The 23,143-nt window shown below is 63.0% G+C and carries 19 protein-coding genes; 3 read left to right on the forward strand and 16 right to left on the reverse strand.

The window, feature by feature from the left end:
* Positions 1 to 39: 39 nt before the first annotated feature.
* The 7 genes from J3A71_RS15905 to J3A71_RS15935 all read right to left on the reverse strand — a co-directional run bounded on the left by J3A71_RS15905 (position 40) and on the right by J3A71_RS15935 (position 8,000).
* Positions 40 to 1,716: a DUF1302 family protein gene (locus J3A71_RS15905; RefSeq protein WP_016486843.1), complete on the reverse strand. Its 1,677-nt coding sequence runs from the start codon at positions 1,714 to 1,716 to the stop codon at positions 40 to 42.
* 71 nt (positions 1,717 to 1,787) lie between these two features.
* Positions 1,788 to 2,876: an MBL fold metallo-hydrolase gene (locus tag J3A71_RS15910; protein WP_016486842.1), complete on the reverse strand. Its 1,089-nt coding sequence runs from the start codon at positions 2,874 to 2,876 to the stop codon at positions 1,788 to 1,790.
* Positions 2,869 to 4,734, reverse strand: coding sequence for a long-chain-acyl-CoA synthetase (locus J3A71_RS15915; RefSeq protein ID WP_016486841.1), 1,866 nt, complete (start codon positions 4,732 to 4,734; stop codon positions 2,869 to 2,871). Before J3A71_RS15915 ends, J3A71_RS15910 begins: the two co-directional genes overlap by 8 nt.
* 25 nt (positions 4,735 to 4,759) lie before the next feature.
* On the reverse strand, positions 4,760 to 5,833 hold the full coding sequence (locus J3A71_RS15920; RefSeq protein WP_016486840.1) for an alkene reductase: 1,074 nt from the start codon (positions 5,831 to 5,833) through the stop codon (positions 4,760 to 4,762).
* A gap of 9 nt (positions 5,834 to 5,842) precedes the next feature.
* Positions 5,843 to 6,472 carry a nuclear transport factor 2 family protein gene (locus tag J3A71_RS15925; RefSeq protein WP_209953002.1) on the reverse strand — a complete coding sequence of 210 codons (630 nt, stop codon included), beginning with the start codon at positions 6,470 to 6,472 and terminating at the stop codon, positions 5,843 to 5,845.
* Between the two features lie 5 nt (positions 6,473 to 6,477).
* Positions 6,478 to 7,251 carry an SDR family NAD(P)-dependent oxidoreductase gene (locus J3A71_RS15930; protein ID WP_023049051.1) on the reverse strand — a complete coding sequence of 258 codons (774 nt, stop codon included), beginning with the start codon at positions 7,249 to 7,251 and terminating at the stop codon, positions 6,478 to 6,480.
* A 14-nt stretch (positions 7,252 to 7,265) separates the two neighbouring features.
* A complete protein-coding gene (locus J3A71_RS15935; RefSeq protein WP_016486837.1) occupies positions 7,266 to 8,000 on the reverse strand; it encodes a 3-oxoacyl-ACP reductase family protein in 735 nt (244 codons plus the stop codon).
* Positions 8,001 to 8,227: 227 nt separating this feature from the next.
* Here J3A71_RS15935 and J3A71_RS15940 point away from each other — a divergent pair, with 227 nt between their 5' ends.
* The 3 genes from J3A71_RS15940 to J3A71_RS15950 all read left to right on the forward strand — a co-directional run bounded on the left by J3A71_RS15940 (position 8,228) and on the right by J3A71_RS15950 (position 12,622).
* Positions 8,228 to 9,562, forward strand: coding sequence for an MFS transporter (locus J3A71_RS15940; protein ID WP_016486836.1), 1,335 nt, complete (start codon positions 8,228 to 8,230; stop codon positions 9,560 to 9,562).
* A 17-nt stretch (positions 9,563 to 9,579) separates the two neighbouring features.
* The gene (locus J3A71_RS15945; protein ID WP_016486835.1) at positions 9,580 to 10,410 is read left to right on the forward strand and encodes an alpha/beta hydrolase; all 831 of its coding nucleotides are present in this window, start codon (positions 9,580 to 9,582) and stop codon (positions 10,408 to 10,410) included.
* An 82-nt stretch (positions 10,411 to 10,492) separates the two neighbouring features.
* Positions 10,493 to 12,622 (forward strand): FAD-dependent oxidoreductase, encoded by a 2,130-nt coding sequence (locus tag J3A71_RS15950; protein ID WP_060517724.1) that lies wholly within the window; start codon positions 10,493 to 10,495, stop codon positions 12,620 to 12,622.
* A gap of 47 nt (positions 12,623 to 12,669) precedes the next feature.
* On the opposite strand, the gene J3A71_RS15955 is transcribed toward J3A71_RS15950, so the two are convergent.
* The 9 genes from J3A71_RS15955 to J3A71_RS15995 form a co-directional block, all read right to left on the reverse strand.
* Positions 12,670 to 14,052, reverse strand: a complete 1,383-nt coding sequence (locus tag J3A71_RS15955) for a DUF1329 domain-containing protein (RefSeq protein WP_031312508.1) — start codon at positions 14,050 to 14,052, stop codon at positions 12,670 to 12,672.
* 89 nt (positions 14,053 to 14,141) lie between these two features.
* Positions 14,142 to 15,830, reverse strand: a complete 1,689-nt coding sequence (locus J3A71_RS15960) for a class I adenylate-forming enzyme family protein (RefSeq protein ID WP_016486832.1) — start codon at positions 15,828 to 15,830, stop codon at positions 14,142 to 14,144.
* Between the two features lie 4 nt (positions 15,831 to 15,834).
* On the reverse strand, positions 15,835 to 16,989 hold the full coding sequence (locus tag J3A71_RS15965) for an acyl-CoA dehydrogenase (RefSeq protein ID WP_016486831.1): 1,155 nt from the start codon (positions 16,987 to 16,989) through the stop codon (positions 15,835 to 15,837).
* A 13-nt stretch (positions 16,990 to 17,002) separates the two neighbouring features.
* Positions 17,003 to 18,190: an acyl-CoA dehydrogenase family protein gene (locus J3A71_RS15970; protein WP_016486830.1), complete on the reverse strand. Its 1,188-nt coding sequence runs from the start codon at positions 18,188 to 18,190 to the stop codon at positions 17,003 to 17,005.
* Positions 18,191 to 18,244: 54 nt separating this feature from the next.
* A complete protein-coding gene (locus tag J3A71_RS15975) occupies positions 18,245 to 19,414 on the reverse strand; it encodes an acyl-CoA dehydrogenase family protein (protein ID WP_016486829.1) in 1,170 nt (389 codons plus the stop codon).
* 10 nt (positions 19,415 to 19,424) lie between these two features.
* Entirely contained in the window at positions 19,425 to 20,603 is a 1,179-nt protein-coding gene (locus J3A71_RS15980) for a lipid-transfer protein (RefSeq protein WP_209953004.1), read from the reverse strand.
* A gap of 19 nt (positions 20,604 to 20,622) precedes the next feature.
* Positions 20,623 to 21,042 (reverse strand): MaoC family dehydratase, encoded by a 420-nt coding sequence (locus tag J3A71_RS15985; protein WP_024717895.1) that lies wholly within the window; start codon positions 21,040 to 21,042, stop codon positions 20,623 to 20,625.
* The gene (locus J3A71_RS15990) at positions 21,014 to 22,147 is read right to left on the reverse strand and encodes an acyl-CoA dehydrogenase family protein (RefSeq protein ID WP_096426061.1); all 1,134 of its coding nucleotides are present in this window, start codon (positions 22,145 to 22,147) and stop codon (positions 21,014 to 21,016) included. The genes J3A71_RS15985 and J3A71_RS15990 overlap by 29 nt, the downstream gene beginning before the upstream one ends.
* Before the next feature lie 8 nt (positions 22,148 to 22,155).
* Positions 22,156 to 23,133, reverse strand: a complete 978-nt coding sequence (locus tag J3A71_RS15995; RefSeq protein WP_016486825.1) for an OB-fold domain-containing protein — start codon at positions 23,131 to 23,133, stop codon at positions 22,156 to 22,158.
* Positions 23,134 to 23,143 lie beyond the last annotated feature (10 nt).

Here is a 23,143-nt window from a genome sequence, read left to right on the forward strand (position 1 = left end):
AGCGTCAGGGTTGACTCACACCTGACGCCGGCGCGCTAATCAGAAGCTGTATTTGACCGAGAATGTACCGTAGTCGCGGTCTGCCAGCAGGCGCTTGACCGGGTCAGCGTCGCCCAGGTAGCCGGTAACCCGCAGGGCGACTTCCAGGTTGCCCAGGTACTTGAAGGTGGCGCCCAGGCTCAACCGGCGATCACCCTGCAACCCGGAGATGGTCCCGGCCATCGGCGTGGCACCACTGAACACGTTGGAGAAGTTCACCGGCACTTCCAGGTCCCAGCCTTCGAACACGCCCGGGTAGCTGAAAGACGCACCCAGGGTGTAGGCACTGGCAGTCTTGCTGCGCCAGCCAGTCGAGGTCTTGTAGGTGTAGTCGTCGGACGGTTGCACCAGCGGCCGCATGGACGGAATCAGGCTGTTGCCTAAACCCAGCAGGTTCGGCGCGGCCGAGGCTTCGTCCACGCTGTCGACACGCACATGCACGATCTCGGCGGTAAGCGAGGTCTGGCTCGCCCAAGGCCGGTCACCCAGAATACGGATCGCCGACAATTGCATTTGCTGGCCCTTGCCACGCGCAGGCGTGGGGCCAAGGCCGGTGTTGACCATCACTGGAGCACCGTCGCGATACGACCACTCGCCACCGATCTGGGTCTCGCCGATTTTGGTCGAGGCACTGATCCCGGTCAGCTTAATGTCTTCAAAGTAGGTAATGCGGTAGCCATCTGGCGTGCCGAAGAACACGCCTGGCCCGGCCGGGACGGCCCGGTAACCCACCAGGGCAGTGGCTGGGTTCTTGTCATGATAATTGACATGAAACAATGACAGTTCCAGGGCGGGCACGGGTCGAAAGCGTATCTGAGCCCCCCACTGACCGCTGTCACGCGGTTCATCGGTGCCCTGGTAGTTGATGCGCGTACCATTGGCCCCGATGAGAAATTCTCGTCCTGGCCCGACCACATCGCTGGTGGACAGGTAGCTGCCCACCGGCGGCAATTCCGTGCCCATCCATTCGTATTGCACGTAAGCGCCCAAGGTCCACTGCGGGTTCAAGCGATACGACGCCGACACCTGGCCGACCGGCAACAGCACTTCCTTGACCTCGACCCCGGGCTGCGCGGCCTTGACCGCATCGGACGGGTTCTGTACACCACTGACGCCGGGGTAGAACAAGCTTTCGCCCCACGACTCGATATGGCGCCCGGCCTTCACATCGAGCATCGAACCATTGTCAAAGCGCCAGCCGCTGAACACATAAGCATCGAGGAACTTGCTGCGCCCGCCGCTGTAATATTTGGTGTCGCTGGTGAACTCGTTATGGTCGCCAGCCTTGTTGACCGTGCCCGGTGAGTCGTTGTCGTTGGAACGATGGTAAACATCATCGTAGAAGGTACTGGCGCGCAGCACCCCGCCGTAGTTGTCCTTGCGCACGATCATCTCGGCCAGGGCGCCGATCCGGTTGGTCACCAGGCTGCCCTTGTCGAAGTTGCGATCGCCATCATCGGCGTTGGGTGTCAACAGTTTGCTTGACGGGTTCGACAGGCGAACCCCCAGGCCGTAGCTGGTGGTCACCGTCCAGTCGATTGTCGTGCCGTTGTCGAACTCGATCGTTTCACCAGACCATGCGGGTGTGCAAACCAATGCGGTTGCCACCACCAGACCCGATAATTCGAAACCCGATACAGCTGGGCCAGCACCATATTTGTTGTTTTTATTAGTCACACTGCCTCTCCGATTAACGACCTGACGGTCGCGCAAAAGTGCAAGAACACCACTCGTTAGCCTCAGCCCACTCACAGCTGCCCTAGCACCGACTGAACGTTGACACCCTCGGGCGTGCGCCCGTAGCGGAACACGCCGGCTGTTTCTTCACGCACCAGTTGCCCCTGCGCAATCAGGTAATTGACATGCGCCAGGGTCTCGCCAATCGCCATCAATTCATCGAAGCGCCCCTTCACCTTCGGAAACAGCTCGGCCATCAGCTCCACGGCACTGCGCGGCGCGGTGCAGGCGGCCAACAGTTGCTGCAAGTGCCCCAGGTGGTGCGCGCGCAGTTGATCAAGGCGCAGATGCAGGTTGTAAAACGGCCGTTCATGCGCCGGTAGCACCAGCACGCTATCGGGCACCTCCCGCAAGCGCTCGACCGAATCCAGCCAGTCGCGCAATGGGTCGGCATCGGGCTCGGTGACCTGCACGCAGACACTGGAGGTGATGCGCGGCAGCACCTGGTCACCGGAAATCAACAGGCCGTCCTCGGCGCAGTACAGGCAGGCATGTTCGGGCGAATGGCCGCGGCCGATCAGGACCTGCCAACGGCGCCCGCCTATCACCAGTTGTGTGCCTTCACTCAGGCGCCGGAAACTGGTGGGCACCTCTGGCCGAAAGTGCGCGGAGCCCAGCAACGGGAACAATGCTGCGGTCTGTTCCTGGTTGAAGCCTGCGCGCTGGTAATGCTGGTAAAACGCCCAGCTAGTGCTGGTGTCACCTGGCGCGCGCAGCTGGTGCATCGCCTGATATTCACTGGCGCTCATGAACACCGGGCAGCGGAAGCGCTCGGTCAACCAGCCGAGCACCCCGACATGGTCCGAGTGAAAGTGCGTGCAGATCACCGCCAGCAGCGGCAAACCACCCAACACCGTCACAAACAGCGCTTCCCAGATGTCGCGGGTCTGCGTGTTGTTGAGCCCGGTATCGACCGCCACCCAGCCCTCGCCGTGGCGCAGCAGGTACAGGTTGATGTGGTCAAGCCCGAACGGCAGCGGCATGCGCAGCCACAACAGCCCTTCGGCAACCTGCTGAACCTCGCCATTGGCTGGTGGCTGCGGCCAGGGGAAGCGCAGGCCTGCGCGCCATTCGTGCCCCTGGGCATCCAGGCTACTCACTGACGTCACCCGCAAAAGCGGCCAGGCCAATGCGCCTTAGCACGTGGGTGCTGTACGGCACATAGCTGCGGCTGCTTTCGTCACGGATGAACAGCGGGTCGCTGAACGCCGTCGGCGCGTAGCCCTGGCGCTGCAGGTCGACCTTGCGCAATTTGAAGGTGCTGGTCAGGTCAGCCGCCGCTGACACCCGCACGAACACCGGCGCCGCATAGCGTGGCAAACGCACCTCGGTCAGCGCATAGAACGCTTCAGGGTCAAATGGCTGGCCAGGCTGCATCAGCACCGCCGCCATGCCGGCGCGCCCCTCTTGCCCGGGCACCTGCACACCGTAGATGTTGATCAGCTCGAGCCCGGCAAAATCCCCCAGCGCAGCCGCCACCTCCAGGGTGGAGACGTTCTCGCTCTTCCAGCGAAAGGTGTCACCGATGCGGTCGATGAAGTACAGGTAGCCGTCTTCGTCATAACGCAGCAGGTCGCCCGAACTCCAATAGGCATCCCCTGGGCGCAAGACATTGCGGCGGATCTTGCTGTCGGTTGCCTCGGCCGAGGTGTAACCCTCGAAGCGGCCGCCGCCGATCTGCGGGTGGTCGATGATCAAGCCCAGGGCTTCACCCACTTCACCCACTTCGCAGAGCTGGTAAAAACCGTGCTCGTCGCGTGGATGGCTGTCGGTTTCAACGTCATAGCGCACCAGGCGCAGGTTGCTCTTGTCCCAGAACGGTATGCGCCCGCAGGCGCCCACATAGTTGTCGACGTTGACCACGTTGGTATTGGACTCGGTAGAACCCCAGCCCTCGAACACCTGGATCGGCCCGAAACGCTGCACCCAGTTCTGCCAGGTCTCGCGCGTCAACCCGGCGCCGAGCATGCAGCGCAGGCCATGGTCGCGTTCGCCGGCCGCCTTGGGCTGGTTGAGCAGGTAGCGGCAGATCTCGCCGATGTACTGGAACACGCTGATGCGGTGCTCGCGCACGTCCTTCCAGAATTCGCGGACGCTGAACTTGCGCCGCACCACGATCGCCGCACCTGTTTTCAGCGCGGTTGACGTCACTGAAGTGGCCGCTGCGCCGTGGTACAGCGGCAGGCAGCAATAGAACACATCGCCGGGCGTGGTCTGCAGAGTGACTTCCATGATGTCGCCCGTCGACATCCAGCGCATATGGCTGTAACGCGCGGCTTTCGGCAAACCGGTGGTGCCCGAGGTAAAGATCAGCAGGCTCGGCGACTCGGCGCGCAGGTCGGCACGCAGGTCACGCGGGAATGGCGTGCACGGGGCATTGGCCAATGCTTCGGCCAGGCCGGTGTCAACCTGTGCAGGCATTGCCCCGGCCCACGCTTGCTCGGCTTCTTCGACCAGCAACAGCGGCAGCGGCGGCAGGCCTTCGGTTGCCAGAACGTTGCCCAGCACTTCCTCGCCGACGAGCATCGCTTTGGCGTCGATTGCCTCCAGCGCGTGCACCAGCGGCCGGCCACTGACCTGGGTATTGACGAAGCCCACCACCACACCGAGCTTGACCAGGCCAAACCAGCAGCAGAAAAACGCCGGGCGGTTCTCCATGGCCAGCGCGCAGACATCGCCGGGGCGCAGGCCACGGGAATGAAATACGTGAGCCAGTTGGTCGGCCCGGGCGTTGACCTGGGCGTAGCTCAAGCGCTGATCGCCATAAATGACGAAAGGCCGCTCGCCGTGGCGTTGCGCCTGTTCTTCGAGGCGATCCGCCAGGGTATAGCGATCCGCAGGTTTGATCCGCGCGGCAGCTTCGGCCCGGCGATCAAGGATGGCCTGGGTTTGTTCGCGGGGCACAACCCCGCGATCAACACTGGACAGCAGGCTTGCGTTGTTATTGAAATTGTTCATCCCTACCTCCGATAAAACCGGCTGTTCATGCAGTCGCCTGGGCGTGGGTCGGATAATCCGAATAGCCAGGCGATCCTTTCGTATAGAGTGTCTTGCGGTCGAAACCGGCTAGGGGCAGGCCGGCACGCAGGCGTTCGACCAGGTCCGGGTTGCCGATAAAGTGGCGGGCGAACGACACTGCGGCGCCCTGCCCAGCTTCTATTGCCGCAGCGGCCGAAGGCCCGTCGAAACCGTCATTGAGGATCAACCCGCTGCTGCTATGGCTGCGCGCCAAGGCAAAGGCATCCAGTGTGGCCAGCGGCGAGCGCATGATGTGCAGGTAAGCCAGGCCAAGCGGCTCGACTTGCTCACACAAGGCTTGTGCAGTGCCGGCCGGGTCAGCGTCGCTGATGTCGTTGTAAGGGTTACCCGGGCACAAGCGAAAACCTACGCGCCCCGAGCCGATTGCCGCCGCCATCGCGGCCAACACCTGGGCCGGGAAACGCACACGGTTGGCTGCTGCGCCACCATAGCCATCACTGCGCTGGTTGCTGCCGGACGCCATGAACTGCATCGGCAGGTAACCACTGGTGCAATGCAGCTCGACCCCTTCGAAGCCGGCTTCGCGGGCGTTCAGGGCTGCGCGCCGGTATTGCTCGATCACGCGGTCAATGTCCTCAAGGCTCAACGCCTGAGGCTCATCGGTATCGACCAGGCCGGCCCCATCGCAGAACACCTGGGTGCGGGCGCGTATCGCCGATGGGGCGACGGTCCGTGCCCCCGCCGGTTTGTTTTGCCAACTGGCGGCGCGGCCCACGTGCATCAACTGCAACACCATGCGCCCGCCGGCATTGCTCACCGCGCGGGTGATCTGGCGCCAACCCTCGATCTGCGCGCTGTCGTAAATGGCCGGTGTGCGGCAATAGCCCAGCCCCTCGGCTGACGGTGCGGTGCCTTCGGCAATGATCAGCCCGGCACTGGCGCGCTGGCGGTAATAGTCGACCATTTCAGCTGTCGGCACGGCCTGTACGCTGGCGCGGCTGCGGGTCATCGGCGCCATGACAATGCGGTTGCTCAGCTCCAGCTCACCCAGGCGCAGGGGTTCAAACAATATGCTCATCGCGAGTCCTCAGCGCACACGAATCTTCGGTGCCGCAGCACCGCGTCGCAGGGTGGCTAGAAAGTGCTCAAGGGGCGCGGCCGGGGCAACATCAGGCAGTTGCTCCTTGCCCGGGCGCCGGGCCCAGAACTCGGCCCACGACGGGAACAGGTCGTGGAAGCTGCCGGCATAGGGTTCACGCCCTGGCCAGCGCATCTTTCGCTCGCCGATCGGCGGCTTGTTGAGGTCGCTGGCGTACCAGTAGCACGGCAGGCGGCGACGGAAGTACCAGCGGCCATCGATGCGCTGGTAGTCATCCCAATAAAGCATTTGCATGGTCACCCACTCGGGGCCGGTCTCATGCTCGTTCTTGGAATACACCACGCCAACAGCATTGTCGGCGTCAAGCAGTTCGATGATGTGCTGGCCCAGGTGATGCGAGGTACCGCTGAACTGATCGCGCAAGGTGGCATCGACCCACGCTTTCAGATGCGCACGGCCAGTCTTTTCGCGGCCAACGCGGATGTCTTCGGCAAACAGATTGACATGGGCATCGAGGTCGCGCATGTCCAGCGACAGCGAGTACTTGGCCGCCAATTGACGAATTTCCTCAATCGACTCAAGCCGGTCGATGCGTGCCAACAACGTGTTCGGTTCCATGCTCATCACTCCAGCACCGTGTAGAGTTCCGAGCTGCGCCCGCCATCCACCGGCACACACGCGCCGGTGATATAGGACGCTTCGTCGCTTGCCAGGAACAGAATCGCGTTGGCGACCTCCTGCGCCTGGCCGATACGGCGCAGCGGGATCAGTTTCTCGGTGTTGCCACGGGCCTTGGCGTCGGCCAGCATGCTCGCGGTTGCCGGGGTTTCGATGACGCCCGGGACCACCACGTTGCAGCGAATCCTGTTGGCCGCCCCTTCGCTGGCTGCAGCTCGGCTGAAGTTGATCACTGCGGCCTTGGCTGCCGAGTAGCCGGCCATCCAGGGCGTACCAAACAACCCGCAGATCGAGGCGATGTTGACGATGGCGCCGCCGCCTTGGGCTTTCATCAGCGCCATGGCCGTGCGCGTGCCCCAGAACGTGCCGTCCACGGTGGTGCGGAAGTTGGCGTGCCAGTCGCCCGTGCTGGTGCTGTCGATGGCACCCCAGGTGTAGGCCATGGCGTTGTTGACCAGGATGTCCAGGCGGCCATGCTGCTGCGCTGCGGCCTCGATTGCGCCGACAAAGGCTTGCTCGTCGCTGACATCGACGACCTGCCAATGGGCCTTGCCACCTGCTTCGCGAATGGTGCTGGCAACAGCTTCCAATGGCGCCTGATTACGCCCGCAGAGCACCACGGTGGCGCCCTCCTGGGCAAAGCGTCGGGCGGTGGCGGCACCAATCCCGGAGCTGGCGCCGGTAATGAAGGCGATCTTGCCTTGAAGTCGTGTGCTCATTGCCTGCTCCCGGTTCAAATGAAGGCCATGCCGCCGTTGACGGCGAGGTTCTGACCGGTGATGAAGCTGGCGTCGGAACTGGCCAGAAACACGGCGGCGCGGGCGATCTCATCGACCTCGCCCATACGGCCTAAGGGGATTGCCTTGAGCATGCCCTGCAGCCACTCATCGGGGATGTCGGCCATCATCGGTGTGTTGGTCGGGCCGGGCACCAAGGTGTTGACGCGGATGCCGCTGGCGGCCAGCTCCCGCGCCATGCTGCGGGTCAGCCCCATGACGCCGGCTTTGGCCGCGCAGTAATGGCTTGGGCCTTCGCCAGTCATCGCGGCGGTGCTGGAAATATTGATCACCACGCCCTGAATGGCGTGCTTTTGCATCAGCCGCACCGCTTCACGGCTGCACAGGAAGGTGCCCGTGAGGTTGACCCCAATGACCCGCTGCCAATGCGCGTCCGGGGTGTCGACAAAGCTGTCGACTGAACCGACACCGGCGTTATTCACCAGGATGTCGAGGGCGCCGAAACGGGCTTCCAGCCTGTGCATCGCCGCCGCCACCGAGTCGCTGTCGGCGACGTTGCACGCCAGCGCCAGGGCGTGCTCACCGAGCCCTTCGATCGTCTGCTCGGCAGCCTGCAGGTTGATGTCGACCGCCACCACCCGCGCGCCGGCCTCGGCAAAGCGCTGGGCAATCGCCCGCCCCATGCCTTGCCCGGCGCCCGTGATCAGGGCCACTTTGTTCGCTAACTTCATCGTTGATCTCCCGCAAGCCTTGGCTTCCCCGATCACCGGCACAACGCGCTGGATGATCGAGCACGGGACAAATCATTAACCCTGTACAAAACCGCAACATCGTCCGATAAGACTACGCAGCCGCGCTTGCCCGCTGTGCCGCAAGCAAGTGGTCTGAATGGACGATGTGCCCGAGCGTGATCGGCGCCACGCTCCTGCTCACTAGAACAAAACCGGGAGCACCCGTCGTGAACTCTTCCAACCGCGTTACCTGGCGTAGCCACTACGCACTGTTCGTGCTGGCCGTGATTTACATCTTCAACTACATCGACCGGCAGTTGATGGCGATCCTGATCGAGCCGGTCAAGGCGGAGTTCGGCATTTCCGACACGGGCATCGGCCTGCTCTCGGGGGTGACATTTGCGGTGTTCTATACCCTGTTCGGCTTCCCCCTGGGCCGGCTTTCCGACCGTATCGGGCCGAAACCGGTTATCGCCGCCTGCTGCATTGCCTGGAGTGTGATGACCATGGCCTGTGGCCTGGCCACCAGCTTCTGGCTGCTGGTGTTGGCGCGGATCGGCGTAGCCGTTGGTGAAGCGGGCGGCACGGCGCCTTCGGTGGCGATGATTTCGCAGCTTTACCCAGCAAAAAATCGCTCCACTGCGCTGTCCATCCTGATGCTTGGCTCAAGCTTCGGCGCCATATTCGGCCTCGGTTTTGGTGGCTGGATCGCCCAGCATTATGGCTGGCGCTCGGCGTTTGTGATCATTGGTCTACCGGGCATCCTGCTGGGGCTGCTGCTGTGGCTCACGGTCCGTGCGCCGAAAATTGCCAGCGAAGTGCAGACCAAGGTCGAAGTCATTCAAGAAGGCTGGGCGAAGACGGTGGCCAAGCTGATGGAAACCCCATCGTTCCTTTGGCTGGTGCTGACCGGCGCGTCCAGCGCCATCGCCGGCTATGCGATTGGCACCTGGAGCCCGAGTTTCCTGATCCGCTCCCACGGTTTGAACCTGCAGGATGCAGGTTTTCTGGTCGGCGTAGTGGGCGGCAGCGGTGCCACCTTCGGCACTCTGGCCTGCGGCATAATCTCCGACCGCATGGCTCGCCGTGATGCCGGCTGGCAGATCGGCGTCCCGCTGCTAGCCACCCTGGTCAGTATCCCGTTCGCATTGGCGTACTTCCTTTGGCCAACCGGCATTCTGTTCCATCTGGGCAGCACCCCGGTGCCGACCGCATTCCTCTTCTATGCAGGCTTTGCCTTCTTTGGTACCTGGTGGGCGACCCCGTGCCTGGGCGCCGTCACACATTTGTTCCCGGCTGCGCGCCTGGCCCAGGCAACTTCAATCTTCGTCATGGCCATGACCCTGCTGGGTGTCGGCGTTGGCCCGCTGTTGATCGGCGTACTCAGCGATCTGCTCGCCCCGTCCCTCGGCACCGAAGCGCTGCGCTACGCCCTGGCCGCCTCCATTTCGATGCTGATGCTCTCGACCGTATTCCTGGGCATGGCCCTGCCCCGCTACCGCGCCCAACTGCAGCGATCGGCTGCACCGACTGCCACCCCTGAAAATGCCGTAACTGCCTGATCAATGGAGATTCGAAGATGTCAGAACAAGACCTACCGTTGCCTATCGGCCACTTCGTCACCCTCGACAACGGCCTGCGCCTGCATTACCTCGACGAAGGGAGCGGCCCCGTCGTGGTGTGGTTGCATGGCAGTGGCCCGGGCGCTAGTGGCTACAGCAACTTCAAGGGCAACTACCCCGACTTCGTTGCGGCCGGCTTTCGTAACCTGGTGATCGACCTGCCCGGCTTCGGCCGTTCGGACAAGCCCGACAACGTCCAGTACAACCTGGATTTCTTCGTCAACGCCGTGTCCGGCTTGCTCAAGGCCCTTGAAGTGCAACGTTGTACCCTGCTCGGCAATTCCCTGGGTGGCGCCATCGCCATTGGCCTGGGGCTGGCCGAACCGCAATTGCTCGACAAGCTGATCCTGATGGCCCCGGGCGGTGTCGAAGAGCGCGAAACCTACTTCAAGAAGATCGGTATTCAGCGCATGGTCGAGCTGTTCAATGCCGGCCCGCTCGACATCGACAAAATGCGCCAGATCATGAGCCTGCAGCTGTTCGATGCCTCGCAACTGCCCGACAGCCTGCTGGCCGAACGCGTTGCCGTGGCCAAATACCAGCCGCACTGCCTGTTCTCGACCATGATGGTGCCGAACATGACCGAGCGCCTCGAGGAGCTGCGGGTACCGATTCTGGGGTTCTGGGGCACCAACGACAACTTCAACCCGGTCGGTGGCGCGATGAAAGTGCTCGACAACGCCCCTGACGCCCGCTTTATTCTGCTCAATCGCTGTGGACATTGGGTTCAGGTGGAGCACCGTGAGTTGTTCAACCGTTCCTGCCTCGAGTTCCTGCGCCAAGCCTAGTCGTCGTACGCAACGTACCTTGCGACAGCAGCAACCTGGCCGCTGTCGTATCGACTGGCTTCTACCAAGGGCTGACATAACAATGACAAAACTCTCCCACTTGCTTGCGCCTGGCCGCATCGGCCCCCTTCAACTGCGTAATCGCATCATCATGGCGCCCATGGGCTCCAACTTCGCCGAATCCGACGGGCACTGTGGCGAACGTATCCAGGCCTACTACGAAGCACGTGCCGAAGGCGGTGCCGGGCTATTGATCATGGGGGTGTGCGCCGTCGCCTTCCCGGCCGGTACCGCCGAGCCGTACCAGGTCGGTGTCTCTTCTGATGAATTCATCCCGGGCCTTGCCCAACTGGCTGAACGCGTGCACAGGCACGGTACAAAGATCGCCATGCAGCTGCAGCACGCCGGCAAGAACGCCATACGGGACATGGCTGCGGGCCGGCCACTGTGGGTGCCGTCGTTGCCCCCGGCCAGTACCTCCGACATGATGCAGGCCTTGACCCCGGAAGAACTCGCCTCCTTTGTCAGCGCCGTACGCGGTCGCAAAGGCAGGATTGAGATGCGGGTGATGGACCAGGACGACATCGCACAGATGGTCGAATGGTTCGCAGCCGCTGCCGAGCGTGCACATCGCGCCGGGTTCGACGGTGTGGAAATCCATGCCGCGCACAACTACATCATCGCCGGCTTTTTATCGCCGTATTACAACCGCCGTGAAGACGCATACGGTGGCACAGTGGAAAACCGTGCGCGCTTGCTGCTTGAGGTCCTGGCCGCCATACGCGCGCGGGTTGGCACCGGCTTTGGCGTCTGGCTGCGGCTGGATGCCGAAGAACTGCTGACCCCCGGTGGCATCACCCTCGACGATGCCAAGGCGGTTGCTCGCCTGGCTGAGGGCGCCGGCGCCGATGCAGTCAGTGTCTCGGCCTACGCCATGACCAGTAGCGGCGTGGCCTTTACCGAAGCGCCGCTGGTGCAAAAGCCCGGGGCTTTTCTCCAATGGACAGCGGCCATCAAGCAATGCGTAAGCATTCCGGTGATTGCCGTCGGGCGTATCGAACCAGAAACCGGCGACGCCGCGATTGCCGCCGGCCAGTGTGATTTCATCGCCATGGGCCGCAAGTTGCTGGCCGACCCACAATTGCCCAACAAACTGCAGGCCGGTGAGCTGCAGGCCATTCGACCGTGCATTTACTGCTACGTGTGTGTCAGCCAGATCTTTATCAACGAGCGGGTCAAATGCGCGGTCAACCCGCAAACCGGGCATGAAAGCGAGCGCGTCATCACTCCGGTTGCAGCCCCGCAACATGTGGCGGTGATCGGCGGTGGCCCGGCGGGCCTGGAAGCCGCGCGCGTGGCGGCCTTGCGCGGCCATCGCGTGACGCTGCTCGAGCGCAGTGACCGCCTGGGCGGCACCCTGTTCTTTGCTGCCCTCGCCTACCCCGAAAACGGACGCCTGCTCGACAACCTGCTGTACCAGGTGCGGCAACTGCCCATCGATGTACGCATGGGCAGTACGGTGGATGCAGCCTTGCTGCGCGACCTGGGCGTCGATCAAGTGATTGTGGCCACCGGCGCACAGCGCGCCGCACCGGGCATCCCAGGCGCCGAGCAGGATCATGTCTGGAGTGGTGATGAACTGCGCCGGCTGATGACCGGCGACCGTGCCGAAGAGATCGCCCGGCGCAAGCTGTCGCTGACGCAACGCACCCTGATGAAGGCCGGCAACCTGATCGGCGTCACCGACAGCACCGACGCCATGCAAAAGCTGTCACGCGTGTGGATGCCCCTGGGCAAACGCGTGATCATTGTCGGCGGTGGGCTGGTGGGGCTGGAACTGGCGGAGTTCCTGATTGCACGTGGGCGTCAGGTGTGTGTGCTGGAAAACAGCGGCCACCTGGGCCGGGAACTGGCGATTGTGCGGCGTTGGCGGGTGCTGCATGGCATCCGTGTGCACGGTGGGCAGCTGCTGACCGGGGTGAGCGTTACCGCCATCGACGGTAACCGCGTGCGCTATCAGACAGCCGAAGGTGAAGCTGCCGAGGTGCGCGGTGATTCGATGGTGCTGGCCAGTGGTGCGACGCCTGATACCCGCCTGAGCGATGCACTGAGCAGTGCCGGGTTGAAGGTCGTCAGCATTGGTGACTGTCAGAGCCTGGGTTACATCGAAGGCGCCATCGCCGCCGGCAATCGCGCTGGGCGAGAAGCCTGAAGCCAAAAAAACCCCAGGTTCTACCTGGGGTTTTTTTGGCTTTGTCGTTACCGCCCCATCGCCCTCGCCGCATCGGCGGTGTACATGTCCGGGGTGAATTTGGCTTCGTTGAGAATCGGTCCTTTCTTCGATTCGTTGGTCATGGCGTAGCCGGTGTACTGGCCCGAGTTCAGGTCCATGAAGAACTGCGAACCGGCCTGCCAGGCGCTCATGTCCGGGTGGTAGTAGTAGTTGATCATCGCGTGCTTCCACAACGCACCACGGCTGTCATAGTTGTCCGAAACCACCGCGTTCCAGGTGTCTTCGTCAATAAACAGCACACGCTTGCCGTATACATGGCGGTAGCCTTCTTTCAGCTTGGCCTCAAGCACCCACACACGGCGCAGCTCGTAGCGCATGTAGTCGGGGTTGGGGTGGTTGGGGGTAAGCATGTCGGCGTACTTGATGTCACCGGTATTGGGTTTGAAGGCGTTGGCCGGCACGTAGACTTCGCGCTTGCCGATCAGCGTCCAGTTGAAGCGCTCGGGCGAACCGTTGTAAAGACGGTCTTCGTCAACCGTCATGGTCCCGTTGGTGCCGATCATCGGCTGATCGTACCCGTAGCCAGGCAGTTGCCGCACACGCCGGGTAGACGGGCTGTAGCTCCAGGCCTGGCGAGGGTTGGCGAGGAAGTTATAGGGCTCTTGCGAAATACTCACCACACCGTTGTCGCGCACCGGCTTCAAGGTGGTGTTCCAGCTCATGGCTTGTATCTGGCCTTCGGTTTTTGGCTCGACGGTCGGTGAGTTGGCTTGCGAGAGGTTGCGCGCATAGGCGCGGCCCCAGCCGATGCTGCCGTTTGGCAACACCGAAGCCAGGTCGCTGACCTTTTCTTCGGTGTAGGCCCGTGCCGGCAACTGGTGATTCCACAGCAGTTCCATGCCGTTTTTCGGAATCGGGAACGGGACTTGGCCAATCCCCTCGATGCCCATGCCGTCGTCGACCAGCTTGGCGCTCAAGGCGTTCTTCATCGCCCGCTCGCAGACGTAGTCCGGGTAACGAAAGTCCCGATGGCCCGGGTAGATGTTCATTTTGTAGCTGGTGGGATAGCGCTTGAGCAGGGCCTTCTGGCCTTCGGTCAAATGGCTCTCGTACTGGCCCATGTTCTGCGCGGTGATCACCAGGATGGGCTTTTCGTTGGCGTAAGGGTCGACCGGTTGATCGCCAGAGAACTTCACATGGTTCCAGCCCGGCACTTCGCCAAGGTACTTGCCGGTGTAGGGCGGAATGGTACCCTCGGCATTACCGGCTTTCTCGGCACCGACACAGGTCAGTTCCTTGCCGAGTTTGGCAGCCTCTTCAGGCGACACTTGCGCAAGTGCGTTGCCTTGCAGGCCGACATTGGCGGCCACTGCAGCTACGAACATCACGCCTTTTGTTGTTATTTTCATCGGTTGGCTCCTTCGCAGACCAGGACTACTGGGGTACCTCCATTGTTCCTGATCTGCGGGGGAGTACATCGTCCGGAAAGACTAATCAGTCAGGCGCCGACCAATGATTCCTTCAGTTGCGCCTTGATCACCTTGCCCGACGCATTACGCGGCAGCGGATCGCGGCGCAGGTGTACCTCGGCTGGCACCTTGTAGGCCGCCAGGCGCTGGCCGATAAAGGCGCACACTTGCTCCGGGGTAGGCGCTGGCTGCAGTTCGCTGCGCAATACCAGGGCCAGGCGCTCGCCCAGTTCCTCATCGTCCAGGGCAAAGGCGGCCGCCTCGGTCACGCCAGGCATTTCGCAGATACACGACTCCACTTCACTGGCGGATATCTTCTCGCCCGCCCGGTTGATCAGGTCCTTGGCACGGTCGGTGATGTACAGAAAGCCCTCGTCGTCCAGATGGCCAATATCACCGGTGTCGAGCCAACCGTCGCGCAAGGTCTCGGCACTGGCTTCGGGCAACAGCCAGTAGGCGCTCATCAGGGTCGGCGAACGTAGCCAGATCAAACCGCTGCGCCCCGCGGGTAGCGGTGAGTACGGGTCCGGGCCGATGCATACATCTACGATCGGCAGCGGCCAGCCCACCGAGTCGGGCTTGTAGACGAACTGATCGCCGCCCACCGCGGCACCGATGCCGTTGCTTTCGGTCAAGCCATAGCCACTGCCGCCAATCGCATGGGGCTTGCGCTTGCTGATGTGCGCCAGCAGCCGGCTGGAAGCCACCGCCCCGCCCAGGCCGAGGCCGTACAGGCTGTCGCTGTCGGTGCTGGCAAACCGCGGCGAGCCAAGCAATTGCTGCATCATTACCGGTGCGCCGTTGAACTGGGTGCAGCGCTCGTCGCGAATCAGGTCGAAGGCTTTGTCCACGTCCCATTTGTACATCAGCAACAAGCGCCGGCCGCTGCGCAGCCCCAGCAAAAACTGGGCGTGCAGGCCACTGACATGGAACAGCGGCACCGCCATCAGGTTGGTCGGCGCCAAGCCGCTGGCGATTACCGCCTGGATACGCTCGGGCGAACTCACGGCGCAGAACGCCGACTGGAACTCCAGCGCGGCCAGTGCCTGGCAAATGGCCCGATGGCTGGACAGCACGCCCTTGGCCCGGCTGGTGGTGCCAGAGGTATAGAGGATAAGCGCCGGGTCAGCCGGATTGATCTCGATGGCCGGCAGCGCCAGCAGCGGCCCCTGGATCAGATCTTCGAAACGCTGGCAGTTGGCCGATAATGCTTGCCCCGCCGGCATGCCAACCACAATGCTGACCAGTCGCTGTGCGAGCAGATCGCTGGTCAGCAATTGCAGGCGTTGTTCGTCACAGACCAGCACCTGCGCACCGCTGTCTTGCAGGCCATGGAACAATTCGTCACGCAGGCCCCAGCTGTTCAACGGCACGCACACCGCGCCACAACGCTGCACCGCGACAAAGGCCACCAGCCAGGCAGGCTGATTGCGCATGGCAATGGCCACTCGATCACCCTGCTTTACCCCGAAGCGCTGCGCCAGTTGCGCAGCCAGGCGGTCGACCTGATCGAAAAAGCCGGCGAACGTCAGCCGTTGCTGCTCCCACACCAGAAACTCACGGTCACCGTGCGCACGGCCCGCATCGATGGCTTCGAGCAAGTTCGCAGGTGCATGGCGAAAATACCGCAGGCCGTCGTTGGGCGAAGACACCACCTCGAACGGCGAACCAGGGCCAATCAATTGCTGCCAGGCGTTGCGCCACTGTTCCAGCTTCATGTTCTTAGCTCTCCAAAGACGCGAAAGCGGCGTAGCGCGCGCACTGGAAGTCACTGTCACCCAGGCACGCCTGGGCCACGCGAATCCGCTTGAGGTAAAGGCCGACGTCCAGCTCATCGGTGACACCGATGCCACCGTGCATCTGTACCGCCTCATTGCTGACCTGGGCGGCCACCTCGCCGGCCTTCCATTTGCCCAGGCTCACCAGCCGCCCGCGCTCGGCCGCGCTCAACGCGTTGTCATCGAGTGCGGCCAACGCCGCCATCACCGCGCTGCGGGCCAGCTGCAACTCCACATGCAAGCGCGCGGCCCGATGTTGCAGGGCCTGGAACGAACCGATGGGGACATCGAACTGCACGCGGGTCTTGAGGTATTCCAGGGTCATGGCAAACAGTTGCTCGGCAGCGCCGAGCAACTCGGCGGCCAGGCAAGCACGTCCCCGGTCCAGCGCCTCGTCCAGCACCGACCAAGCCCCACCGAGCGTACCGAGCAAAGCTTCGCTGCCCACTTGCACGGCACTCAGACGCAGCCGCGCGCAATTGCGCGAGTCGATCAGCGTCAATGCGCTGACCTGCAAGCCCGGGGTGTTCGCCGGGATCAGGAATGCACTGATGCCCTGCTTCTCACCCGCGCGGCCACTGGTGCGCGCCGCTACCAGGTAGGCATCGGCGCCCAGGCCATCGATGACGAAGAATTTCTCGCCATCCAGACGATAACCACCAGCCTCGGCCGTCGCCGTCAGTGCCGTGTGCTCAGGGGCATGGCGCGGTTTTTCATCCAGTGCCAGGGCCAGGCGCCGCTCGCCACTGATCACCGCCGTCAGCCACTGGTCGTGTTGCGCCGCGCCGCCAGCCAGATGGATCAGCGAGCCACCGAGTACCACACTGGACAACAAGGGTGAAGCCGAGAGGTTTCTGCCCATGGCCTCGAAAATCGGCCCCAGGCCCATGCAGCCGAATTCAAGCCCGCCCAACGCCTCGGGAAATGGAATGCCACTCCAGCCCAGACCCACGGCTTCTTGCCACAGCTGCGGGTCATACCCTGGCACGCTTGCCTCGTCGCGCAGGCGCCGCTGCGCCGCCACCGGGCTGCGCGCCGCGAGAAATTCGCGGGCGCTGTCGGCCAACAGGCGTTGCTCTTCGCTATACACCAGACTCATGTTCACACTCCCCTCAAGCACTGGGCAGGTTCAAGACCCGCTTGGCGATGACATTCAACTGCACCTCCGACGAACCGCCGGAAATGGTCAGGGCATAGCTGTTGAGCCAGCCTCGGGTAATCGCCAGTTCCTGGCCGCTGAACGGCTCGCCTTCAACGCCCAGCGCGCGGTAGCCAAGGGCATCGAGGAGAATCTCGAACTTGTCGCGTTCCTGCTCGGTATGCACCAGTTTCATGATGGCCATGATCGCGCTGATATCCAGGCCAGCCCGGGCCTCCTCGCCCATGCGCTGCACGGTGAGGTTGTAGGCCTGTTCATTCATCGCGCAGGCCTGGGCCCGAGCACGCAGGGCCTGGTCGTCAGGCGCCTGGCTGTCGGGCAGGTAGCGTTCGATCAACGGCAGCAGGTGAAAGTGCGTGGGCAGGCTGAACTCGCCGAACTTGGACATGGCCTTGCGCTCGTGCTGCAGCAGGCTCTTGCCCAGGTTCCAGCCACCGTTGAGCGGCCCGATCAACTGGCTTTGCGGAACGCGCACGTTATCGAAGAATACCTGGCAGAAAGCCGATTTGCCGCTGATCAGGTCAATCGGTGAAACACTCACCCCAGGGCTTTTCATGTCCAGCACGATCAGGCTGATCCCCTGGTGCTTGGGCGCTTTCGGATCAGTGCGCACCAAGGCGTACATCCAGTCGGACTTGTCGCCATAGGAAGTCCAGATCTTGGTGCCGTTGATCACGAAGTCATCGCCATCGGCCACCGCCGAGGTTTTCAGGCTGGCGAGGTCGGAACCAGCATTGGGTTCGGAGAAGCCTTGGCACCAGCGCACCTCACCACGACACATCGGTGGCAGCAGCGCCTGTTTCTGCGCTTCGCTACCGAACTCCAACAGCACCGGGCCAAGCATCCAGATACCCAGGTTGATCTGCGCGGGCCGACACTTTAGCCGGCGCAGCTCGCTTTCCAGCACCGCGTTGTACTCGGCGCTCAACCCGCCCCCGCCGTATTCGCTGGGCCATTGCGGGCAGAACCAGCCTTTGTCACGCATACGCTCGAACCAGAGCCGGGCGTCTTCGCTGGGAAAGTCTACTTGACGGCCACCCCAGACGATTTCGCCGTCGGGGGTGGGCGTGCGCAGCGATGGCGGGCAATTGGCCTCCAGCCATTGGCGCGTCGCTTGCCTGAACTGCTCGATTGCGCTCATTCGTTCACCTGAAAGGGACGTTATTGTTATTCGCTTCAAGGGTACAACGGTGACTCAGCGTTGCGTGCGCGGCATGCCCAGGCCGAACTGGGCAATCAACTCGCGCTGGATTTCATTGGTACCACCGCCGAAGGTCAGGTTCACCGAGGCGCGCACTTCATACTCCAGCTCGCCGAGCAGATAAGCCGCCGCAGAGCCCGCCCGCGTCAAGCCGCTGGCACCGACGATGGCCGACAGCTTGCGCAGGATCTCGATCGCCGATTCCGAGCCGTAGACCTTGGTGGTCGAGGCCAGCGCGACATCGACGCGGTCCCGCTCAAGGTCGGCGGCAATACGGAAGTTGATCAGGCGCATGGCTTCGAGCCGGGCATAACACTCGGCCAGATCGCGGCGCACCCAGGCGTGGTCGGTAGCACGCTGGCCTTGCTCATCGGCACAACGTGCCCACAGGTACACCCGGCTGAACAGGCTGACGACCTTGTCCGACCAGGCACCCAGGCCCAGGCGCTCGTGGTTGAGCTGTGCGGTGATGAGTTTCCAGCCACCGTGCAGTTCGCCCACCAGCATATCCCTCGGCACCCGCACGTTATCGTAATACGTGGCGGCCGTGGGGTTGCCGGAGGTTGGAATCAGCGTACTGGAGAAGCCTTCGGCCTGGGTATCGAGAATCAGGATCGAGATGCCCTTGTGCCGCGCCTGCTCCGGGTCGGTACGTGCCGCCAACCAGATGTAGTCGGCCGAGTCGGCGCCCGAGGTCCACAGTTTGCTGCCGTTGACCAAAAAGCCGTCGGCGTCTTCGCGCGCGGTGGTTTTCAGCACGGCCAGGTCGCTGCCGGCACTGGCTTCGGAGTAGCCGATGGCAAAGTTGATCTCGCCGGCGGCGATACCGGGCAGGAATTTTTCTTTTTGCAGCGCCGAGCCGTGGGCCATGAGGGCCGGGCCAACGGTGCTGATGGTCACGAACGGCAGCGGTGCGCCAGCGATGTTGGCTTCTTCGAAGAAGATCAATTGCTCGGTGGCCGCGTAACCCTGGCCGCCATAGGCCTTCGGCCAGCCAACCGCCAGCCAGCCGTCACGGCCAATCTGGGCGATGGTGCGGCGAAACAGCTCGCCGCCTTCGGTGCCGCGCATCTGCTGGCGAAGCTCGGGGGTCATCAGGTTCTGGAAATAGTCCCGGACCTTTAGCCTCAGGGCATGCTGTTCGGGGGTGAGATCGACGAACATGGGACGCTCCTTATACCGCGCCGAGAATCAGGCCGCTGGTAAGCACGCCGGTTCCGGCGGTCACCAACACGTTTTCGACACTGTCCACCTGGTTGGCCGCCGTACCCCGAACCTGGCGCACGGCTTCGGCGATGCCATTCATGCCGTGGATGTAGGCTTCGCCCAACTGCCCGCCGTGGGTGTTGATTGGCAGTTTGCCGCCACGGGCGTGGTGCCCGGCACGGATGAATTCCTTGGCTTCACCGCGCCTTGCAAAGCCGAATTCTTCCAGTTGCGGCAGTACGAATGGCGTGAAGTGGTCGTAGATCACGGCAGTCTGCAACGCCTCCGGGCCCAGGCCCGACTGGCTGTAGAGCTCTTTGGCGACCACACCCATTTCCGGCAGCCCGGTGATGTTGTCGCGGTAGTAGGAGGTCATCACTTGTTGCCCCGCGCTGATGCCCTGGGAGCCGGCCTTGATGATCACGGGCTTTTGCTTGAGGTCTCTGGCCCGCTCGGCCGAGGTGATTACCATGGCCACCGCGCCATCGGACTCCTGGCAACAGTCCAGCAGGTGCAACGGCTCGCAGATCCAGCGCGAGGCCTGGTGTTCTTCAAGGGTGATGGGCTTGCCGTAGAAAAATGCCTGGGGGTTGGTGGCGGCAAAATCGCGCACTGCCACCGCCACCCGGCCAAAGTCCTCGGAGGTAGCACCGTAGGTGTGCATGTAGCGCTGGGCAAACATGCCGACCCAGGCCGCCGGGGTGTGAAAGCCGTGCGGCATGTACCAGCCGTAGTTCACGTTCTCGAAGGTCGGCGTCGAGGCAAAGCCATAGCTGCCGGTACCGAAGCGGTACCAGGAGCGTTCGTTCATCGCCCGATAGACCACCACCACCTTGGCCACCCCGGTGGCCACCGCCATCGCCGCATGCATCACCGGCCCGCAGGCGGCGCCGCCACCGTGGGGCACCTGGGAGAAGAACTTGACGTCTTTGCAGCCCAGCAGGCGGGCAATTTCGTACTCCGGTACCTTATCGACCGAATAGGAACTGAAACCCTCCACTTCGCCAGGGTCAATTCCGGCGTCCTCGAGCGCTGCCAGGGTCGCTTCCATGGCCAGGCGCAGTTCGGTGCGCCCGGAATTCTTGGAAAACTCGGTCGCGCCCAGCCCTGCAATGGCAGCGCGCCCGGAAATCGACGAATTCGTCATCTGTGTTGTCTCCCGCGGATCAAGGCAGAACCAGCGCGACCGTGCCGGTCACGTGATTGCCCATGGAGTTTTTGCCCTTGAGGGTCACTTCCAGGCTGCGCGTAGCCGCATCCTGATGGGTCACTTCGCCGCTGAGGGTCATGCTGTCGCCGGGGTAGTTTGGCGCGCCCAGTTTTATTTTCAGCGTACGGAACTGAACCTGCGGGCCGCTCCACTGCTCGATGAAGCGTTGCACCAGGCCGTTGGTGGTCAGGATGTTCATGAAGATATGGGGCGAACCCAGCTCGCGCGCCGCGTCCAGGTCATGGTGACCGGGAAAGTAGTCGCGTGTGGCTATCGCCCCACCGGCAATCAGGCCAACCGTGATCGGGATCGTCAGCTCGGGCAGTTGCTCGCCAGGGCGCACGTCTTCAAAGCGCTTGGTGTTCATCGAGGTCATATTTCCATCCCAAGGTAGTGTTATCGCTCAACCAGTCGCCCAGACGCTCCAGGATCATCGACGACCCTCCCAATGCGCTGCTCAGGGCGCGGCTCCAGTAGAGAAAGCGATGGATCGGGTACGTCAGGTCGACGCCGATGCCGCCATGCACATGCTGTGCGGTGTGGCCGATGCGGTGCCCGGCTTCGCACGCCAGGTACGCGGTGGCCAAGGCCTGCGAAGGGGCCGGCAGACCGGCGTCGAGGCGGTAGCACAATTGCCACACGGCACTGCGCAACACCTCCAGGTGCACATGGGTGTCGGCCATGCTCATTTGCACGGCCTGGAAGCTCCCGATACAGCGGCCGAATTGCTGACGCTCGCTGACATAGGCGACGGTGCGGTGCACCTGCTCGGCGCTGACGCCCAACTGCAAGGCCGCCAGGGAGGCAATTGCACGCGGTGCCAGCCAATCCAGGGCCGCGGCGGGCAGCACCTGCAGATTGTTCAGGGTGACGCCGCTGAAGCTGAGGTCAGCAATGGCTTCGCCGTGGGTCATGACCCCCGCTACCCGGCTGATGCCCGACTGTCCAAGGTCTACCAGAACCAGCCGTGGCTGCCCCATCACCCGGGCCAGTACCAGCGCTGCCACCGACTGCTCGGCCAACGCGAGTGCCGCAACCCGGCCATCGAGGCGCCACCCGCCCTCTTCGGCGCTGGCCTCGAGCTCGATGCCGCGCACCGTGTTCAGGCCATCGAGGCTCAGGGTCAGCAAGCCTGAGCCCGCCACAGCCTGTTCCACCCATGGTGCCAGGGCCTTGTCGCCGAACTCGGCGAGGGTGGTCGCGGCCAATTGGTGACGCCACAACGGCACTTGCGCCAGGGCACCGCCCTGGGCATTGAGGATCTGCACCAGCTCGGTCATGCCCAGCCCGCTGCCACCAGCAGCTTCGGGGATAGCCAGGGCATGCAGGCCGGTTTGTACGCAGCTGTGCCACAGGTCTTGCATATAGGCTTGCCCGCAGAGGTCCCAGTCACGCAGGCGCTCGTCGGTGCAGTAGTCGCTCATCAGGCTGCCCGCCATTTCGGCGATGGCACGCTGCTCTTCGCTGAGTTCAAAATCCATGGTGCCCCCTACTGTGCCGATGGACGGAACATCGGCAGCGCCAGGTCGTCGTCGAAGGTCTGAAACTCGACCTCCACACGCTGGTCAATGCTGATGTCTTCACGTTTGACGCCAACCAGGCCGGCGATCAGGCGTACGCCCTCGTCCAGTTCGATCAGACCGATCGGGTTGGGATGATCGAACGGTGCCACCTGCGGGTAGTGCATCACTACGAAGGAGTACAACCGGCCCTTGCCGCTGGCCTGCTGGGTATCCCAGTCGAAGCCATGGCACTCGATGCACACCGGTGCCGGCGGATGGCGCAAGGTGCGGCACTGCGTACAGCGCTGGATCAACAGCTTGCCTTCCTTGCAGCCGTCCCAGAAAAACCGCGTGTCGTCGCTGACGCCGGGCGCCGGACGCTTCGCCTGCGCCGGCTCGGCCACGGCCTGGGGCTGCCCCTGGACCTTGTGCGCGTTGGCCGGGCGGAACTTGAACACCCGGAACAACAGCTCGCCGACTTTTTCGTCGCCCGTGGCCTGCTGCGAGAAGTAGCTCATGACCAGGGTGACAAAAAAGCCAGTGCCAAGGCCGGTGGTCTTTTCCTCGCCGACCGAGTCCAGGCGGGTGGTGTAGTAGAGCTTTTCGCCCAGGCGCAGGTTGCGCTCGAAGGTCAGCTCAGAGTTCACCGCCACCACCGACGGGTAGCCATAGCTTTCAATCACACCGAGCACTTCATAGGGGTTTTCGGTGGTCGAGCCTGGTGCGTAGTTATTGATGTGAAAGCCTTCCATGCACCAGATCTGCAGCATGGGTGGCGGCGCGATGATGCCGTCATTGCTGCTGTTGGCAGCTGCCACAGGGTCGGTGTAGAGCGGGTTTTCAAGGCCGATGACTTCGCACCACTGGCGAATCATTGGCGCGTTGACCTCGTCCCAGGCGTTTACACGGCCGTATTGGCGCCCAACCAGGGCGCGCACTTTGGATAGCAATTCTGGATCAGCCAAGTTCGTCTCC

It is taken from the genome of Pseudomonas sp. PvP089, assembly GCF_017875165.1.
Lineage (GTDB): Bacteria > Pseudomonadota > Gammaproteobacteria > Pseudomonadales > Pseudomonadaceae > Aquipseudomonas > Aquipseudomonas fortuita.

Excerpts from the sequence above, each read along its gene's own strand:
- J3A71_RS15930 (WP_023049051.1), bottom strand. The coding sequence starts at position 7,251 with ATGAGCACACGACTTCAAGGCAAGATCGCCTTCATTACCGGCGCCAGC.
- J3A71_RS15975 (WP_016486829.1), bottom strand. The coding sequence starts at position 19,414 with ATGTTCGTCGATCTCACCCCCGAACAGCATGCCCTGAGGCTAAAGGTC.
- J3A71_RS15960 (WP_016486832.1), bottom strand. The coding sequence starts at position 15,830 with ATGAAGCTGGAACAGTGGCGCAACGCCTGGCAGCAATTGATTGGCCCT.
- J3A71_RS15955 (WP_031312508.1), bottom strand. The coding sequence starts at position 14,052 with ATGAAAATAACAACAAAAGGCGTGATGTTCGTAGCTGCAGTGGCCGCC.
- J3A71_RS15950 (WP_060517724.1), top strand. The coding sequence starts at position 10,493 with ATGACAAAACTCTCCCACTTGCTTGCGCCTGGCCGCATCGGCCCCCTT.
- J3A71_RS15925 (WP_209953002.1), bottom strand. The coding sequence starts at position 6,472 with ATGGAACCGAACACGTTGTTGGCACGCATCGACCGGCTTGAGTCGATT.
- J3A71_RS15970 (WP_016486830.1), bottom strand. The coding sequence starts at position 18,190 with ATGAGCGCAATCGAGCAGTTCAGGCAAGCGACGCGCCAATGGCTGGAG.
- J3A71_RS15915 (WP_016486841.1), bottom strand. The coding sequence starts at position 4,734 with ATGAACAATTTCAATAACAACGCAAGCCTGCTGTCCAGTGTTGATCGC.
- J3A71_RS15965 (WP_016486831.1), bottom strand. The coding sequence starts at position 16,989 with ATGAGTCTGGTGTATAGCGAAGAGCAACGCCTGTTGGCCGACAGCGCC.
- J3A71_RS15920 (WP_016486840.1), bottom strand. The coding sequence starts at position 5,833 with ATGAGCATATTGTTTGAACCCCTGCGCCTGGGTGAGCTGGAGCTGAGC.
- J3A71_RS15945 (WP_016486835.1), top strand. The coding sequence starts at position 9,580 with ATGTCAGAACAAGACCTACCGTTGCCTATCGGCCACTTCGTCACCCTC.
- J3A71_RS15990 (WP_096426061.1), bottom strand. The coding sequence starts at position 22,147 with ATGGATTTTGAACTCAGCGAAGAGCAGCGTGCCATCGCCGAAATGGCG.
- J3A71_RS15935 (WP_016486837.1), bottom strand. The coding sequence starts at position 8,000 with ATGAAGTTAGCGAACAAAGTGGCCCTGATCACGGGCGCCGGGCAAGGC.
- J3A71_RS15980 (WP_209953004.1), bottom strand. The coding sequence starts at position 20,603 with ATGACGAATTCGTCGATTTCCGGGCGCGCTGCCATTGCAGGGCTGGGC.
- J3A71_RS15985 (WP_024717895.1), bottom strand. The coding sequence starts at position 21,042 with ATGACCTCGATGAACACCAAGCGCTTTGAAGACGTGCGCCCTGGCGAG.